At 65.3% G+C, this 17,288-nt stretch carries 14 protein-coding genes; 5 read left to right on the top strand and 9 right to left on the bottom strand.

The annotated features are described in order from the left end of the window. Positions 1-62 precede the first annotated feature (62 nt). Genes HPS01S_RS18875 through HPS01S_RS18865 form a run of 3 tightly spaced genes read left to right on the top strand, consistent with a single transcriptional unit; the run spans position 63 to position 6,153 of the window. The gene (locus tag HPS01S_RS18875; protein WP_066159728.1) at positions 63-1,406 is read left to right on the top strand and encodes a TolC family protein; all 1,344 of its coding nucleotides are present in this window, start codon (positions 63-65) and stop codon (positions 1,404-1,406) included. Continuing rightward, positions 1,403-3,034, top strand: a complete 1,632-nt coding sequence (locus HPS01S_RS18870; protein WP_066159725.1) for an efflux RND transporter periplasmic adaptor subunit — start codon at positions 1,403-1,405, stop codon at positions 3,032-3,034. Before HPS01S_RS18875 ends, HPS01S_RS18870 begins: the two co-directional genes overlap by 4 nt. After that, positions 3,031-6,153, top strand: a complete 3,123-nt coding sequence (locus HPS01S_RS18865; protein WP_066159722.1) for an efflux RND transporter permease subunit — start codon at positions 3,031-3,033, stop codon at positions 6,151-6,153. Before HPS01S_RS18870 ends, HPS01S_RS18865 begins: the two co-directional genes overlap by 4 nt. A gap of 538 nt (positions 6,154-6,691) precedes the next feature. On the opposite strand, the gene HPS01S_RS18860 is transcribed toward HPS01S_RS18865, so the two are convergent. The 3 genes from HPS01S_RS18860 to guaB all read right to left on the bottom strand — a co-directional run bounded on the left by HPS01S_RS18860 (position 6,692) and on the right by guaB (position 11,474). Beyond that, positions 6,692-8,098 carry a tyrosine-type recombinase/integrase gene (locus HPS01S_RS18860; RefSeq protein WP_241559593.1) on the bottom strand — a complete coding sequence of 469 codons (1,407 nt, stop codon included), beginning with the start codon at positions 8,096-8,098 and terminating at the stop codon, positions 6,692-6,694. 226 nt (positions 8,099-8,324) lie between these two features. Further along, positions 8,325-9,935, bottom strand: a complete 1,611-nt coding sequence (guaA, locus tag HPS01S_RS18855) for a glutamine-hydrolyzing GMP synthase (RefSeq protein ID WP_066159719.1) — start codon at positions 9,933-9,935, stop codon at positions 8,325-8,327. Between the two features lie 69 nt (positions 9,936-10,004). Beyond that, on the bottom strand, positions 10,005-11,474 hold the full coding sequence (guaB, locus tag HPS01S_RS18850; protein WP_066159716.1) for an IMP dehydrogenase: 1,470 nt from the start codon (positions 11,472-11,474) through the stop codon (positions 10,005-10,007). A gap of 453 nt (positions 11,475-11,927) precedes the next feature. Between guaB and HPS01S_RS22435 the strand changes: the two genes are divergently transcribed. Next, positions 11,928-12,233 (top strand): hypothetical protein, encoded by a 306-nt coding sequence (locus HPS01S_RS22435; protein WP_307174352.1) that lies wholly within the window; start codon positions 11,928-11,930, stop codon positions 12,231-12,233. Positions 12,234-12,253: 20 nt separating this feature from the next. On the opposite strand, the gene HPS01S_RS18840 is transcribed toward HPS01S_RS22435, so the two are convergent. Further along, on the bottom strand, positions 12,254-12,586 hold the full coding sequence (locus tag HPS01S_RS18840; RefSeq protein ID WP_066159714.1) for an RnfH family protein: 333 nt from the start codon (positions 12,584-12,586) through the stop codon (positions 12,254-12,256). Continuing rightward, positions 12,583-13,026 carry a type II toxin-antitoxin system RatA family toxin gene (locus HPS01S_RS18835; protein ID WP_066159711.1) on the bottom strand — a complete coding sequence of 148 codons (444 nt, stop codon included), beginning with the start codon at positions 13,024-13,026 and terminating at the stop codon, positions 12,583-12,585. The genes HPS01S_RS18840 and HPS01S_RS18835 overlap by 4 nt, the downstream gene beginning before the upstream one ends. Before the next feature lie 49 nt (positions 13,027-13,075). Between HPS01S_RS18835 and smpB the strand changes: the two genes are divergently transcribed. Beyond that, entirely contained in the window at positions 13,076-13,567 is a 492-nt protein-coding gene (gene smpB / locus HPS01S_RS18830; RefSeq protein WP_066159709.1) for an SsrA-binding protein SmpB, read from the top strand. A gap of 54 nt (positions 13,568-13,621) precedes the next feature. On the opposite strand, the gene HPS01S_RS18825 is transcribed toward smpB, so the two are convergent. The 4 genes from HPS01S_RS18825 to HPS01S_RS18810 form a co-directional block, all read right to left on the bottom strand. Next, the gene (locus tag HPS01S_RS18825; protein WP_066159706.1) at positions 13,622-14,086 is read right to left on the bottom strand and encodes an SH3 domain-containing protein; all 465 of its coding nucleotides are present in this window, start codon (positions 14,084-14,086) and stop codon (positions 13,622-13,624) included. Positions 14,087-14,102: 16 nt separating this feature from the next. Further along, positions 14,103-15,197: a quaternary amine ABC transporter ATP-binding protein gene (locus HPS01S_RS18820; protein WP_066159703.1), complete on the bottom strand. Its 1,095-nt coding sequence runs from the start codon at positions 15,195-15,197 to the stop codon at positions 14,103-14,105. Further along, positions 15,190-16,077 (bottom strand): ABC transporter permease, encoded by an 888-nt coding sequence (locus HPS01S_RS18815; protein ID WP_066159699.1) that lies wholly within the window; start codon positions 16,075-16,077, stop codon positions 15,190-15,192. The genes HPS01S_RS18820 and HPS01S_RS18815 overlap by 8 nt, the downstream gene beginning before the upstream one ends. Before the next feature lie 76 nt (positions 16,078-16,153). Next, positions 16,154-17,203 carry an ABC transporter substrate-binding protein gene (locus tag HPS01S_RS18810; RefSeq protein ID WP_079365123.1) on the bottom strand — a complete coding sequence of 350 codons (1,050 nt, stop codon included), beginning with the start codon at positions 17,201-17,203 and terminating at the stop codon, positions 16,154-16,156. Positions 17,204-17,288: the final 85 nt, after the last annotated feature.

Genomic DNA, 17,288 nt, shown 5'->3' with positions numbered 1-17,288 from the left:
GCAGCGGCGACCGCGCATCCCTGCGCGTGCTCAGCCCGTGTGCATTCTTTTGGAGCAGAAACATGGAACCCCTTTCCCCGGCGTCCGGTGGGTCGGTCCGCGCTCGCGGCCGCATCCTCACCCGCCACCGCACCACGATCACAACCGCACACATCGCAGTCCTGATCGGCCTCGCGATGTCCTCCATCGCGCACGCGGCAGAGGCGCTCTCGCTGCCTCAAGCCGTTCAGGCGGCGCTGGCGCGCTCCCCCGCGCTGGTCGCCCAGGACGCGGCCGCCCGCTCGGCACGGGACATGGCCGTGGCCGCCGGCCAGCGCCCCGACCCGGTCCTGCGTCTGTCGCTGGACAACGTCCCGCTGTCCGGGCCAGACCGGTTCAGCACCAGCCGCGATTTCATGACCGCGAAATCGGTGTCGCTGATGCAAACACTGCCCAGCGCAGCCAAGCGCCAGGCACGCACGGCGCGCTTTGAACGCGAAGCGCAAACCGCCGAAGCCGGGCGCGTGGAGCAAGCCGCCACCATCGGCCGAGAAACCGCCATGGCGTGGTTGGAGCGGCACGCGCTGGAGCAGCGCCTGGCGTTGTTGCACGAGCAGCTGGGCGAAGCCCGCCTGCTCGTGCAGGCCAGCGAATCGGCCGCACGCAGCGGCAGCGGATCGCCGGCCGACTGGATCGCGGCGCGGGAGTCGGTCGCCCAGTTGCAGCAAACCCTGTTGGGCGTCGAAGCCGAGCGCCAGAACGCCCGCCTCACCCTGACCCGCTGGACCGGCAGCACCCCCGATCAGCCGCTGGCCGCACCGCCCGATCTGGCGTCTTCACCCTTCGGAACGGGCGATGTGAGCGAGCGTCTGACGCACCACCCCGAACTGCTTCGGCTCTCGGCGCAAGAGGCGGCCATGGTCGCCGAGGCGGAGGTGGCGCGACAGGAGCGCGAACCCGACTGGAGCACCGAACTCATGCTCAGCCTGCGGGGCTCGGGTTACCCGAACATGGTCTCGCTGGCGGTTTCGGTCCCACTGCCCTGGGATCGCCCCCAGCGACAGGACCGGGAACTCGCGGCCCGTCTCGCCCAGGTGGACGGCTTGCGTGCCGAACGCGAGGAACGTGCCCGGGAACACCAGGCCGAAGCCCGCCGCTGGGAGGCGGGCTGGCGGGCCGGTCTGGCCCAACTCGCCCTGATCGATGCCGAGCGGCTGCCTTTGGCCGAGCAGCGCATCCAGACCACCCTGGCTGCCTACCGGGGTGGCCGGACGCCCTTGAGCGAGGTGCTTGCCGCGCGGCGCATGGCGCTGGACCTGCGGATGGAGCGCATCGAACTGCAACGCTCGACCGCCAGCCTGTGGGCCCAGCTCGCTTACCTCATCCCCGCCGAACCGGCTGCTGCAGCCAAAGGAGTGACACCATGAACGTCCGAACAACAATCGGCCTTGGCGTTGTGGCCGTGGCGACCCTGGGAGCGGTGGGCTACGGCGCGTGGACCGCCGGCATGCGCTCTGGCATGGAGATGGGGTCTTCCCAGCCGGCACCCCGCGCCGCCAGCGCCCCGCAGGACCCGGACGCCTGGAGCGTGGTTCAAGGCGGCGAAGCCACAGCCCGCCACCTCCGAGACGGGCTCAAGGCGGGCGACGTGGACCCGGTAACCGGCCGGGTGATCCTGAGCTACCACGACCCCATGGTGCCCGGCAAGAACTTCGAGGCCCCGGGCAAATCGCCTTTCATGGACATGATGCTGGTGCCGCGCTACGCCGGCGGCGCGAACGCAAGTGCCGACACCGGCGCCGTGGCGGTGAGCCCGCGCATCCAGCAAAGCCTGGGGCTTCGCACGGGAGAGGTGGTTCAAGGCACGCTGGCGGGCGGTTTTTCAGTGGCGGGCAACGTGGCCTGGAACGAGCGGAACCAGGTGGTGGTCAGCGCCAGGTCCATGGGCTTCGTGGAGAAGCTGCACGTCCGGGCCGCACTGGACCGCGTGGCGGCCGGTGCGCCTCTGGCCGAGATCTACGTTCCCGACTGGGTGGCCGCGCAGGAAGAGTACCTGGCCATCACCCGCATGCCCGGCGCCGACCTGGGGCCGCTGCGCGACGCCGCGACCCAGCGCCTGCGCCAGGCCGGCATGGACGCGGCACAGATTCAACACGTGGTGCGGACCGGTACGGTGCAACCCCGTTTCACGCTGCGCGCGCCGATCAGCGGGACCCTGACCGAGTTAATGGTGCGCGAGGGCGCGACCGTGATGCCGGGCATGCCGCTGATGCGCCTGCAAGGCACAGCCACGGTCTGGGCCGAGGGCCAGGTGCCCGAGGGCCAGGTGGCACAACTCCAGCCCGGCGCGAAGGTCAGCGCCACCAGTCCGGCAGCGCCGGGGCAGACCTTCGAGGGACGGGTGCAGGCTATCCTGCCCGAGGTGGACCCCGCCACGCGCACGCTCAAGGCGCGACTGGAGCTGAACAACCCCGGCGGCAGACTGGTGCCGGGCATGTTCGTGCAGATGCGGTTCGCCGAACCGGTACGCCAGCCGGCCCTGCTCGTGCCCAGCGACGCGGTGATCCACACCGGTCGCCGCAGCGTGGTGATGCTGGCCGAAGACGGCGGGCATTTCCGGCCCGTGGAGGTTCGTGCGGGACGTGAGGCCGGTGGCCAGACGGAGATCGTGCAAGGTCTTCAGGCGGGTCAGCGGGTGGTGCTGTCGGGCCAGTTCCTGATCGATTCCGAAGCCAGCCTGCGTGGGCTGGAGACGCGCCTGAACCAGGCCCCGGCTGCTGCTGCGGCCCCTGCTGCGGCTGTGGATCTGCACCGCACCGATGCCGTGATCGACGCGGTGGACGGGGACAGCGTGACCCTCACCCATCCCGCCATTCCGGCGCTCAAGTGGCCCGGGATGACGATGGCGTTCCGCCTGCCGCCTCCCGAACAACGGCCCAGCGGACTGTCCCGAGGAGACCCGGTGCGCATCGAGTTCCACACGCAGGATGGTGCCGAACCGCAGATCACCCGGATCGAGCGCGTGGCACCTCCCGCTCAAGGAGCGAAACCATGATCGCGCGGCTCATCCACTGGAGCATCGGCAACCGCTTCCTGGTGCTGCTGGCCACCGTGATGCTCACCGCCTGGGGCGTGGTGTCGATGCTGCGCACGCCCCTGGACGCGCTGCCCGACCTCTCGGACACCCAGGTCATCATCCGCACCAGCTGGCCCGGCCAGGCGCCGCAGATCGTCGAAAACCAGGTCACCTACCCGCTGACCACCACCATGCTGTCGGTGCCCGGGGCCAAGGCGGTGCGGGGCTACTCCCTGTTCGGCGACAGCTTTGTCTACGTGCTCTTCGATGACGGCGTGGACCTGTACTGGGCGCGCTCGCGCGTGCTGGAGTACCTCAACCAAGTGCAGTCGCGGCTGCCGCCGTCGGCCAAGTCCTCCCTGGGGCCCGACGCCACCGGCGTGGGCTGGATCTACCAGTACGCGCTGGTGGACCGCAGCGGCCGACAGAGCCTGGACCAACTGCGTTCGCTGCAGGACTGGTTCCTGCGCTTTGAGCTCAAGACCGTGCCGGACGTGGCCGAGGTGGCCAGCCTCGGCGGCATGGTGCGCCAGTACCAGATCGTGCTCGACCCCGACAAGCTGGCTGCCTACCGCATCACGCAGACGATGGTGAGCGAGGCGATCGGCCGCGCCAACCAGGAGGCCGGGGGATCGGTGCTCGAACTGGGCGAGGCCGAATACGCGGTGCGCGCCAGCGGCTACCTGAAGACCCTGGATGATTTCCGGGCCATCCCGCTGATGACGAGCGACCTGGGCGTCTCGGTGCGCCTGGGCGACGTGGCCCGGGTACAGCTCGGGCCGGAGATGCGGCGCGGCATCGGCGAACTCGATGGCGAGGGCGAAGCGGCCGGTGGCCTGATCGTGATGCGTTCGGGCAAGAACGCGCTGCAGACCATCAAGGCCGTCAAAGCCAAGCTGGCCGAACTGCAAAGCGGCTTGCCCAAGGGCGTGGAGATCGTCCCGGTGTACGACCGCTCCGGGCTGATCGCGCGCGCGGTGGACAACCTCGGGTTCAAGCTGCTAGAGGAGTTTCTGGTGGTGGCCGTGGTCTGCGCGCTGTTCCTGTTCCACCTGCGCAGCGCCCTGGTGGCCATCGTCTCGCTGCCGCTGGGCATCCTGATGGCGTTCATCGTCATGCAGCAGCAGGGCGTCAACGCCAACATCATGTCGCTGGGCGGCATCGCGATCGCCATCGGTGCGATGGTGGACGCTGCGGTGGTGATGATCGAGAACGCGCACAAGCACCTGGAGCGCTGGGGCCACGAGCACCCGGGGCAGGTCCTCGCGGGCGAACCGCGCTGGCGCGTGATTGGTGAGGCCGCCGCCGAAGTCGGGCCCGCGCTGTTCTTTTCTCTGTTGATCATCACGCTGAGCTTCATTCCGGTGTTCACGCTGCAGGCGCAGGAAGGAAGGCTGTTCGCGCCCCTGGCCTACACCAAGACCTATGCCATGGCGGCAGCGGCAGGGCTGGCCGTCACGCTGATCCCGGTGCTGATGGGCTACCTGATACGGGGTCGCATCCCCGATGAACACGCCAACCCCTTGAACCGGCTGCTGATCGCGCTCTACCGACCCTGCCTGAACGCGGTGTTGCGTGCACCGAAGCTGACGCTGGTGGTGGCCACCGTGCTGCTGCTGGCCAGCTTGTGGCCGCTCAAGCACATCGGTGCCGAGTTCATGCCCCGGCTGGACGAGGGCGACCTGCTGTACATGCCGACCGCGCTGCCCGGCCTGTCGGCCGGCAAGGCCGCCGAACTGCTGCAGCAGACCGACCGCCTGATCAAGACCTTGCCCGAGGTGCAGAGCGTCTACGGCAAGGCCGGTCGCTCAGACAGCGCCACCGACCCGGCACCGCTGGAGATGTTCGAGACCACCATCCAGTTCAAGCCGCGCAGCCATTGGCGCGCCGGCATGACGCCCGACCGGCTGGTCGAGGAGCTGGACCGCACGGTGCGCGTGCCCGGCCTGTCCAACATCTGGGTACCACCGATCCGCAACCGCATTGACATGCTTGCCACCGGCATCAAGAGCCCGGTGGGCGTGAAGGTGGCCGGCGCCGACCTGGTGACTATCGACCGCCTCACGGGCCAGATCGAGGCCGCCATCAAGCAGGTGCCCGGGGTCAGCAGCGCGCTGGCCGAGCGCCTGACCGGCGGGCGCTACATCGATGTGGACATCCGGCGGGACGACGCGGCGCGCTACGGCCTGAACATCGCCGACGTGCAGGAGGTGGTCGCGGGTGCGGTGGGTGGCATGGAGGTCGGACAGACCGTCGAAGGCCTGCAGCGCTATGCCATCAACCTGCGTTATCCGCGCGAACTGCGTGATTCGCTGGAGGCCCTGCGCGCCCTGCCCATCGTGAGCCCACGGGGGCAGCGCCTGGTGCTTTCGGACGTTGCCCGCATCGCCATCTCGGACGGTCCGCCCATGCTGCGAAGCGAAAACGCCCGGCTGGCAGGCTTCGTTTACGTGGACATCCGTGGACGCGACCTGCGGGGTGCCGTGCGGGAGATGCAGCGCGCGGTGGCCGAGCAGGTGGATCTGCCACCCGGCTATTCGGTGTCGTGGTCCGGCCAGTTCGAGTTCCTGGAGCGGGCCGCCGCCCAGCTCAAGCTGGTGGTCCCGTTCACGCTGCTGATCATCTTCGTGCTGCTGTACCTCACCTTCCGACGCTTCGACGAAGCGCTGCTGATCATGACCACACTGCCGTTCGCGCTGGTGGGCGGCGTTTGGCTGCTGTGGGCACTGGGTCACAACCTGTCAGTGGCCAGCGCGGTGGGCTTTATAGCGCTGGCTGGCGTGGCGGCCGAGTTCGGCGTGATCATGCTGCTCTACCTGAAACAGGCCTGGGCGGCACGCGAGGCCGTTGGTCAGGACACCGATGCCGATCTCCTGGACGCAATCCGCGAGGGCGCGGTCCTGCGAGTGCGCCCCAAGGCCATGACCGTGGCCGTGATCGTGGCGGGCCTGCTGCCGCTGTTCTGGGGCAACGGCACGGGCAGCGAGGTGATGCAGCGCATTGCCGCACCGATGGTGGGAGGGATGATCAGTGCGCCGCTGCTGTCCATGCTGGTGATACCGGCGGTGTATCGGTTGATGCGGCGGCGCGGGAGGTAGCCGACTCGGTTGTGCGCGAGCATCACTTGAGTCTTGATGGCATCGAGTTTGATGCGCGCGCACCACAGGTTTTTGCACCCTGAACAACTGGCTTTCTCCAGGAGAAACAGAGCACCAAAAAGGTCATCGTCCGCTATAGGGTGGCGACTCTTGTCGTCACACCACACGCAAGGTTTGACCAGAGCGGGCTCTATTTACTGTCGAGTGTTCACAAAGGACTGATCATGATTTCTGGCTTCACGAAGGCCGCCATCCTCAGAGCCGTACTAAACGGATCGACCCTTGCAGAAGCAGCTCGTCAAGAGCACATCACAACCGCGCGCGGGCGCTCCGCCCTCCAGCAACTGTGCCGCCGACTTCGTTTACCTGCCGAGGCCTCCGAGATTCAAGCGCACGTTGTCTGTGATTTCACAATGGTCTCTGAAGGGTTGAACAGTCCCTTGAGCATCGACAAAACGGTGGAAACCCCTGACGCATTCAAGGCAAGTATGTGTCCAACCCAGTCGCCCCGAGGCGTTAAACCGGGTGTTGCTTCAGCCTACAAGTTCATACCTTCTGCATCGTGCGCCGCGGCATCGATTTTCACCTTGCCCCTGACGATGACCTCCCTCGCGGTTTCGCCGCGCATCCAGCAGTCCACCATGTCCGCCCATACCTGCATAAGGACCCGCCGAGGCCCGGAAAATCGAGCATGGTTGTAGGCGGCAGCGACTTGGTCCTTTTTCTGGTGGGCCAGGCAGGCTTCGACCAAGGCCTCCGGGAAGAGCGCGTCGTTGAGCCGTGACGAGAATGTTCGGCGCAGATCGTGCACTGAGACCGGCAGAAACAGATCCTGACTGGGTGTTCGATCCTTGTTGATCCGATCCACCGAAGCGGCGATCGTCCGGTTCAGCGTTGCCTGGCTGATCGGCTCGGCGGAGTCATACCGGCTTGGATGGAGAAAGTTGCTCGACGGGAAGCAGGTTCGAAGCGTTGTCAGGATGTCCAGGGCCTGCTCTCCCAAATACACCGTGTGCGGCTTGCCAGCCTTCATCCTCTCAGCTGGGATCAGCCACTGTGCCCGTTCCCAGTCCACTTCCGCCCAAGTAGCTCCGATGAACTCACCTTTGCGCACACCCGTCAGCAGCAAGAACCTGACTGCCAGCCGTAGTGTCGGCGCAGTGCCAGTCATCTCCAGACCGTCGAGCAACGTCTTGATTTCATGGCGGTTCAAGTTGCGCTCGCGCGGGACAAACGTCGCGTAGGCCTTCCGAGCGAGCGCTTCCGCCGGATTGGCGATATCGACGCCTTTGCCGTTGGCAAACCGGTAGACCTGCAACACGAGTTCCCTGGCGTGCACAGCCGGTCCTGGGCCTCGTTCAGTCTTGACGCGGTCGAGCAACTCACCCAGCGCGACCGGCTTGATCTCGTCGAGGTTCAGCTTCCCGAACGGACCGACCAGGATGCGGTCATAGATCGAACGCCGCAACGCCAGCGTGCTGTCGGCCAGCCGCTCGGCGCCGCTTTTGGCGTCGGACTTGAACTCGAAGTACCGTACCGCCCAGCGCCCAAAGCTCATGGCGTCTGCAACTTCATTGCGCCGCTCAACCTTGGCTCGAGCGGGAGATCGCCCGGAACTGACATCGACACGCGCCCGAGCCAGCAGCAGGCGCGCCTCTTCCAGCGTCACATCCATGCCGTAGGCAAGGTGAGATCGCTGGGCATGGCGGGCAACCGGTTCATGTCGTCCGATGGTCAGCGTCTCGCGTCGGCCGCTCAGTCGATAGTCGTAGCGGAAGGACCTGCTGCCACTGGGTGAGACGACGACGTAGAGACCATTGCCTCCGTCGCTGACCTTGTAGGCCCGCTCGCCCGGCAGTAGTTCTCGCAGTTTGGCTTCCGTCAAACCGTGGCGTGTTCTCGCGCTCGCCAGCCCAACCCGCGCCCGTTCCATCAAGGTGTTCATGAGATCTCCGATCCGTTGCTTGTCGCAGGACCGAGGTACCGTCATGGGGTCTGACGGTATCGCTGCAGGCCTGCCAGCTTAGGTGCCCGGATACCGTCAGGTCAACCGTCAGAACGCATGGGACGCCCTGGGATTCGATGGGACGCCGTGGGACGCTAAGTCATTGTCCCCACAGCAAAATCGGGTTTTCCTGGGATGTTCCGAAACACCTTGGGACGATCTTGACTCATTCCCACTCGATGGTTGCTGGCGGCTTGCTGCTCACGTCATAGGTCACGCGGTTGATGCCACGCACCTCGTTGATGATGCGGCTGGACACTTTCTTGAGCAGCGCGTACGGCAGCTCCGCCCAGTCGGCGGTCATGAAGTCGCTGGTCTGCACCGCGCGCAGCGCCACCACGTAGTCGTAGGTGCGGCCGTCGCCCATCACGCCCACGCTCTTGACGGGCAGGAACACGGTGAAGGCCTGGCTGGTCAGCTCGTACCAGCTCTTGCCACTGTGGTGGTCGATGGTCGAGCGCAGCTCTTCGATGAAGATGGCGTCGGCCCGGCGCAGCAGGTCGGCGTATTCCTTCTTCACCTCGCCCAGGATGCGCACGCCCAGGCCCGGGCCCGGGAAGGGATGGCGGTAGACCATGTCGTGCGGCAGGCCCAGGGCCACGCCGAGTTCGCGCACCTCGTCCTTGAACAGGTCGCGCAGCGGCTCCAGCAGCTTCAGGCCCAGTTGTTCGGGCAGGCCCCCCACGTTGTGGTGGCTCTTTATGGTCACGGCCTTCTTGCTCTTGGCGCCGCCGGACTCGATCACGTCCGGGTAAATCGTGCCCTGCGCCAGCCACTTCGCGCCCTTGGCGCCGTCGCCCTTGAGCTTGGCCGCTTCGGCCTTGAACACGTCGACGAACAGGCCGCCAATGATCTTGCGTTTCTTCTCGGGATCGGTCACGCCGGCCAACTGGCCGAGGAACAGCTCGCTGGCGTCCACGCGGATCACCTTCGCGTGCAGCTTGCCGGCGAACATGTCCATCACCATGTCGCCCTCGTGCAGGCGCAGCAGGCCGTGGTCCACGAACACACAGGTCAGCTGGTCGCCGATGGCGCGGTGGATCAGCGCTGCGGCCACGGAAGAGTCCACGCCGCCGGACAGGCCCAGGATGACTTCCTCGTCACCCACCTGCTCGCGGATCTTCTGCACCGCTTCGTCGATGTGGTCACGCATGATCCAGTCGGGTCGCGTGCCGCAGATCTCCAGCACGAAGCGCTCCAGCAACGCCCTGCCCTGCACCGTGTGCGTGACCTCGGGGTGGAACTGCACCGCGTAGTAGCCCCGCGATTCGTCGGCCATGCCGGCGATGGGGCAGGCATCCGTCGAAGCCATCAGCTTGAAGCCCGGTGGCATTTCGGTCACCTTGTCGCCGTGGCTCATCCAGACCTTGAGCATGCCGTGGCCTTCGGGCGTGGTGAAGTCCTCGATGTCCTTGAGCAGGGCGGTGTGTCCACGGGCACGGACCTCGGCGTAACCGAACTCGCGCGTCTTGCCCGCCTCGACCTTGCCGCCCAGCTGCTGGGCCATGGTCTGCATGCCGTAGCAGATGCCCAGCACCGGCACGCCCAGCTCGAACACCGCATCGGGGGCCTTGTCGTCCACCTCATAGACGCTGGCGTGGCTGCCCGAGAGGATCACGCCCTTGAGCTGGCCATCGGCGGCGAACTCGCGCACCCACTCGCTGCTGACGTCGCAGGGGTGAACTTCGCAGTACACGTGCGCTTCGCGCACGCGGCGTGCGATGAGCTGGGTGACCTGGGAACCGAAATCGAGAATGAGGATTTTCTGGTGCTGCATGGCGTTCGGGGATGTCTGCAGGGAAAAGAAAAAGGCCGTCGCGGTGGACGGCCTGAGGAGCGGAACCGGTCAGTCCGCGCGGTAGTTCGGGGCTTCCTTGGTAATTTGCACGTCGTGCACGTGGCTTTCGCGGATGCCGGCCGAAGTGATCTCGACAAACTCCGCCTTGGCGCGCATGTGTTCGATGGTCGGACAGCCGCAATAGCCCATGGAGGCGCGGATACCGCCGGCCATCTGGAAAATGATCGACACCACCGAGCCCTTGTAGGGCACGCGCCCTTCGATGCCTTCAGGCACCAGCTTGTCGGCATTGGGGTTGCCGGTGCTGCTTTCCTGGAAGTAGCGGTCTGCGCTGCCCTGCTGCATGGCACCAATCGAGCCCATGCCGCGGTAGCTCTTGTAGCTGCGGCCCTGGAAAAGCACGATCTCGCCAGGGGCCTCTTCGGTACCGGCAAACATGCCGCCCATCATCACGGTGTTGGCGCCGGCCGCAATGGCCTTGGCGATGTCACCGCTATAACGGATGCCGCCATCGGCGATCATGGGCACACCGGTGGTCTGCAGCGCGGTGGCCACGTTGTCGATGGCCATGATCTGCGGCACGCCCACGCCGGCCACGATGCGGGTGGTGCAGATGGAGCCAGGGCCGATACCGACCTTGACGCCGTCCGCACCCGCCTCCACCAGGGCCAGGGCGGCGCTGCCGGTGGCGATGTTGCCGCCGATCACGTCCACCTGAGGGTAGTTCTGCTTGACCCAGCGCACGCGGTCGATCACACCCTTGCTGTGGCCATGGGCCGTGTCCACCACGATGGCGTCCACGCCGGCCTTGACCAGCGCTTCCACGCGTTCTTCGGTGCCTTCGCCAACCCCCACCGCAGCGCCCACGCGCAGTCGGCCGGCGGCGTCGCGCGCGGCGTTCGGGAAGTTCAGCTGCTTGGTGATGTCCTTGACGGTGATCAGGCCCTTGAGCTCAAAGGCGTCGTTCACCAGCAGCAGGCGCTCGAGCTTGTGCTTGTTCAACAGCGCTTTGGCCTGCTCCGGCGTGGTGCCTTCGGGCACGGTGATCAGGCGCTCTCGCGGCGTCATGATCTCGCTGACCGGCAAGTCGTAGCGGCTTTCAAAGCGCAGATCGCGGCCGGTGACGATACCAACCACCTTGCCTGCATCCACCACCGGGAAGCCAGACACCCCCAGGTCGTCGGACAGCTTCATGACTTGGCGCACGGTGGTCGAGGGGCTGATGACCACTGGGTCACGCAGCACGCCGGACTCGTAGCGCTTGACCTTGGCCACGTGGGCGGCCTGTTCCTGCGCCGAGAGGTTCTTGTGGACGATGCCGATGCCGCCTTCCTGGGCAATGGCGATGGCCAGCCGGGCCTCCGTCACGGTGTCCATGGCCGCAGAAACCAGGGGCAGGTTCAGGCGGATGTTGCGGGTGAACTGGGTGGCGAGAGAGGTGTCCTTGGGCAGGACCTGGGAGTACGCGGGGACGAGCAGAACGTCGTCGAAAGTGAGCGCTTTGCCGAGGAGGCGCATGAGGTAAAGCTCCAAAAACACGATTGTACCCGGCGTCCAACCGGGGGAGCCGCTGCCTGCTGAACGCCACCACATCGGACCACAAGCTCCGTCAAGCCGGCAAAAGTGCTACTTCGTCACCTGGCATTGGGCGTGTAGTGTGCGGCCGGAAGGCCCCGGGTTAAACTGGTTCGCATGCCTAGCCGTCACACACACACCTCTTTCTGGCGAGTTCTCGCATTCGCAGCCTCAGCCGCCCTGTTCAGTGGATCGACCTGGGCTCAGTGGGTCTGGGTGGACTCTTCCGGCAACAAGGTTTTCAGCGACACGGCACCGCCGCCTGGTACGCCCGAGAAGAGCATTCTTCGCACACCTGGAGCCGTGCGCCAGACCGGGCCTGCAATTCCAGCGCCGACCGGAACAGACCCCGCCGCAGCTGGCCAGCCCGCTGCGCAGTCAGCCGAGGTGCCGAAGGTGACTGGCCGCGACGAACAGCTGGAGGCAAAGAAGAAGCAGGCGGAAAAACAGGCCCAGGAGGCGGCACAGGCCAAAAAGAAGGCCGAGGATGACCGCATTGCTGCAGCCCGTGCCGGCAACTGCGAGCGTGCCAAGCGCGCCAAGGCCACGCTGGATTCAGGCGTGCGCATTGCCACCACCAATGCCAAGGGCGAGCGCGAAATCATGGACGACAAGGCGCGTGCGGCCGAACTGCAGCGCATCGATGGCGTCATCCGTTCGGATTGTGGCCCTGCGTCGGCATCGGCACAGAACGTCAACTGAGGCCCTTGGCTGGCACCTGATCAGTAGCCGGCCTTGGAGTTGGGCCGCCGCTGGGCGAACAGCCCGGCGTTGCGTGAACCCTGACCGACGAAGCGCTCTCTGCGGGCCACCTTGGGATCGACCCTCAGGTCCCGGTACAGCTCGACGCGATCACCATCCCTGAGCACGCTTTCTGGTAAAGCCTTGTGGCCCCAGACCCCGCACGTCCACCTGTGCTCCTGCGGGCCGTCGATGTTCATCGACCAGCCGGCCATGGCCAGGGCCTCAGCGACAGACGCACCATCCGGAAGCTGCAGATGCAGCTCTTCCACCTTTCGGGGTTGAGGTGAACGAACCAGCACCACGGAAATCATGCGCCGTACACCTGGTCAGCGCGTTTGACAAATGCGTCCACGAGGCTGCCCGCGATCCGGTCGAACACAGGCCCCACCAAGGTGGCAAGGGCCTGGCTTGAAAAGCCATAGGTCAGCGTGAACTCGACCTTGCAGGCCCGCTGGCTGCCATCGCCCAGCGGCGTGAAGTTCCAGATCCCTTCCAGATGGGAGAAAGGACCATCCACCAGTTCCATCAGCACCTGCCGGTCATCGATGTGCTGATTGCGGGTGGTGAAGCTCTGCTTCAGACCGCTGAAGGCGATGCCGACGCGGGCCACCATGCCGTGTTCATCGCGCTCCATCACCTCGCTGTGATCGCACCATGGAAGGAACTGCGGGTAGTGCTGAACATCGGTGACCAGCGCAAACATCTCATGGGCGCTGTGCCAGAGCAGGACGGACTTCTGAATCGTTTTCATACAATCGGCGCCCATTGTATGGGTCGCCTGCGGCCCCATTTACCGCCCCATGTCCACCAAACCCAGCAAATCCGCCGCCAAGACCACCGACAGCCGCATCGCGGACAACAAGAAGGCCTTGTTCAACTACGCCATCGAGGAGCGCTTCGAGGCAGGAATGGTGCTGCAGGGTTGGGAGGTGAAAGCGCTGCGCGAGGGCAAGGTGCAACTCACCGACGGCTACGTGGTGATCCGGGAAGGCGAACTGTTCCTGATCGGCTGCCAGATCAACCCTCTGCGGACGGCGTCGACCCACGTCAGCCCGGACTCGGTGCGAACCAAGAAGCTGCTGCTGCACAAGGACCAGATCCGGCGACTGATCGGCAAGGTCGAGCAGAAGGGCCACACCTTGGTGCCGCTGAACCTGCACTGGAAGAGCGGCAAGGTGAAATGCGAGATCGCTCTGGCCAAAGGCAAGGCCGAGCACGACAAGCGCGACACCATCAAGGACCGCGAAGGCAAGCGGGAGGTCGAGCGCGCCATGAAACAGCGCCAGCGCTGAGCATCATCGAAGAAGGCCCCGGCGCGTGGCCTGATCGTTGCCGGGCGACGGTGCTCACCAGCCCCAGAGCAGGCGCCTGGCCACCCAGCCAGGCTGGCCCTCGGCCCGTTCGACCTGAACCCAGTCGCGCCGTTTGCTGCGGGTCCGCAGCACTTCACCGTATTCCGCCTGGCCGATGATCGGGTAACCCGTCCCCGGACCCTTCCGGATATTGACGATCCGGGACTTGACCACGTGGTGAGGCGTTCGCCCGGTCAGGGCTCGTGCAACCCAACCTTTGTCGTTCTCGAAGTCCTGAACCTCAAGCCAGCGCCCCTGGCGCCGCAGTACCTTGAGGGGGTAGCCCTTGTTAAGCACCCACAACACCTCGTGGCCCGTCCCTGGGCCCGAGCGCATGTTCACTTCCGCTCCTTCTATGCTCACCAACCGCTGCGCGTGGGCAACAGGACCGGGCAGAAGCCAGGCACCGACCACGATGATCGCGGTGATGAATGCCCGGCCCGCCAGCGTCTGAATCATGCGAACTCTCCTTGTGTCAGGTATTGGGATAGGACAAGTCGGATCGTGGCGGCACCATGGCAGCAATGATGTCGCCCATCGAAAGGGTGCCCAGGTGGTGCCCTTTGCTGTTGACGACATTGGCAACCTCCCGCCCCTCAGCACTGAGCACACGGGCGACCTCCTCGATCACAGTACTGATGTCCACCGTCGGTCCTTCGACCGGTGTGTCGGGTCGCATCAAGGTCCTGCTGCGAATCACGCGGCCGCGGTTGACGTCCTTGACGAAGTTGGCGATGTAGTCGTCTGCCGGCTGCAGCACGATCTGCTGGCCTGTGCCCTGCTGCACCACCTCGCCGTCGCGCAGGATGGCGATGCGATCCCCCAGGCGCAAAGCCTCGTCAAGGTCGTGTGTGATGAACACGATGGTTTTGCCGATCTCCTGCTGGATGTCCAGAAGCACGCCCTGCATGTCGCTGCGGATCAGCGGGTCCAGCGCCGAGAACGCCTCATCCATCAGCAGGATGGGCGCATCGTTGGTGAGTGCCCTTGCAAGTCCCACGCGCTGCTGCATACCGCCCGAGAGCTGGTTCGGATAGCTGTCCTCGTAACCCTTGAGGCCGACACGCTCGATCCAGCGCTGCGCCCGTTCACGCCTGACCTTGCGCGCCACGCCCTGCACCTGCAGGCCGTACTCGGTGTTTTCCCGCACCGTCAGGTGTGGGAACAGCGCAAACTTCTGGAACACCATGGCGGTCTGCTCACGGCGGAACTGGCGCAGTCGCGCCGGGTTCATCTTGACCACATCCACGCTTTGATCGTTCACCTGCACCAACACCTCGCCGGTGGTCGGGTCGATCAGGCGGTTGATGTGGCGTATCAGCGTGGACTTGCCCGAGCCGGACAGGCCCATCACCACCTGAATTCCACCGGCAGGCATGTCGATGTGGATGTCGCGCAGACCCAGCACGTGACCATGCACATCGCGCAGTTCCTGCTTGCTCATGCCGCCGCGCACCGCGTCGATGAAGCGCTCCGGCGTGGGACCGAAGATCTTGTAAAGGCCAAGGATGCTCACGCCCACCGCCGCATTGCCAGACGCAGCCGCTTGCTGGATGACGGGATCAGCCATGCACTACCTCCAGATGCTTCTGCAGACGCTTGCCGTAGGCTTGCGAGACGCGGTCGAAGATGATCGCGATCGCGACGATGGCCATGCCGTTGAGGATGCCCATCGTGAAGTACTGGTTGGAGATGGCCTTGAGCACCGGCTGGCCAAGGCCCTGCACACCGATCATCGAGGCGATGACCACCATCGACAGCGCGAGCATGATGGTCTGGTTGATGCCGGCCATGATGGTGGGCAGCGCCAGTGGCAGCTGCACCTGGCGCATCTTCTGCCAGGCCGACGAGCCAAAAGCGTCGGCCGCCTCCAGCAGGTCCTTGTCGACCAGCCGGATGCCCAGGTTGGTGAAGCGGATCACCGGTGCGACGGCGTAGATGACCACCGCGATCAGACCGGGCACACGGCCGATGCCCAGCAGCATGACCACCGGGATCAGGTACACAAAGCTGGGCATGGTCTGCATCACGTCCAGCGCCGGATTGACGATGCGCTGCATCCGATCCCATCGACTCATCAGGATACCGATGGGCAGGCCCACCACCAGCGCCACCACGGTGCTCACGAAGATCATCGAAATGGTCTTCATGGTGTCGTCCCACATGCCCAGCCAGCCGATGACCAACAGCGACAGAATGGCACCGAGAACGATTTTCCAGTTGCGCGAAGCCACCCAGGCGACCACGGCGATGACACCCACCACCACCGGCCAGGGTGTCTGGGTCAGCAGGCGCTCGGATGCGAGCAGGAACTGGCGCAGGGGTTCGAACAGTTGCTCCATGGCCTGGCCATGTTCGCGCGTGAATGCGCGAAAGGCACCATCGATAAAACGGCGCAAGGCAGACAGCTGTTCGGTACCCAGCGCGGGGAATCTATCAAGCCATGTCATGGCATCTCCTCCGGCAGGAATCAGGGAAACGGCCCGTCACTGGTGCGGGCCATCTGTTGTCTCGGCGTGTGATGCCTCAGAGCGCCGACTTCACTTTCTCTGCCACCTCGGGCGTTACCCAGGCTCCCCAGATCTCGGGCTGGGTCTTGAGGAAATGTGCTGCCCCGTCGGCCCCGGTGGCCTGCTGGTCGCTCATCCAGGCCAGCAGGCCATTGACCGTGTCGTTGCTCCAGCTGCGTTTGTTCAGGTAGTCCACAGCGGGACCGCCGGCTTTCTGGAAGCGGTCGGTGAGCACGGTGAACACCTCGGCGCGCGCCCAGTCGCTCTTCTTGGGGTTGTCGCACTCCGCCTTGGCATTGCAGGCTTCCCATGCCTCTTTGTCGTGTGGCACACCGGCGTCTAGCTTGACCATCTCGTACTTGCCCAGGATGGATGTGGGCGCCCAGTAGTACCCCAGCCAGCCCTGCTTGCGCTCATACGCCTTGGCGATCGAACCGTCCAGCCCTGCGGCCGAGCCGGTGTCCACCAGCAGGAAGCCCTTGTCGGCCGCGTCCCAGGCCTTGAACGCGTTGCCAGTGGTCAACTGGCAGTTCCAGCCCGAGGGGCAGTTGTGCACCGCGCCCTTCCGCTTGTTCTCGGCCGACGGAAACAGCTCCGGGTGCTTGAGGGCATCGTCGATGGTCTTGATGTCCGGATGGGCATCGGCCAGGTACTTCGGAATCCACCAGCCCTCGACGCCTCCATCCGCAAGCGATTTGGCGGCGTAGTGCAGCTTGCCTTCCTTCACCGCGGCGTCCAGCGGTTGGCGCACGGCGTTGATCCACGCTTCGGGTGCCACGTCGGGTTGCCCCTTCTCCATCATGGCGGTCAGCGTGGGCATGGTGTCACCCGGCACCAATTCGACTTCACAGCCGTAGCCCTTGGACAGAATGATGTTGTCAATGTGGGCCAGTACCTCGGCCGACTGCCAGTTCATGTTGGCCACCGTGACCTTGCCGCAGACGGAGGTCTGTGCCACCTCGGGTGTGGCGGCTGGGGAAGGTGTTTCCTCTTTCTGGCCACATGCGCTCAGCGCCAGCGCGGCGGCGAGCAGGGACAGACGGGAAAGCGGGGGGATGCGCGACATGGTTTTCTCCAAGTTTCGAGTGGTGTTGTCCACCGACGCGGGGCGCCACTGGATGCGAAGTGCACACCCAACGGCCTGAAGAAAA

Origin of the sequence: Hydrogenophaga pseudoflava NBRC 102511 (assembly GCF_001592285.1) — a bacterium.
Taxonomy (GTDB): domain Bacteria; phylum Pseudomonadota; class Gammaproteobacteria; order Burkholderiales; family Burkholderiaceae_C; genus Hydrogenophaga; species Hydrogenophaga pseudoflava.
Note: the sequence above shows the minus strand (reverse complement) of the source record. Positions and strands in the feature narration are given on the sequence as shown.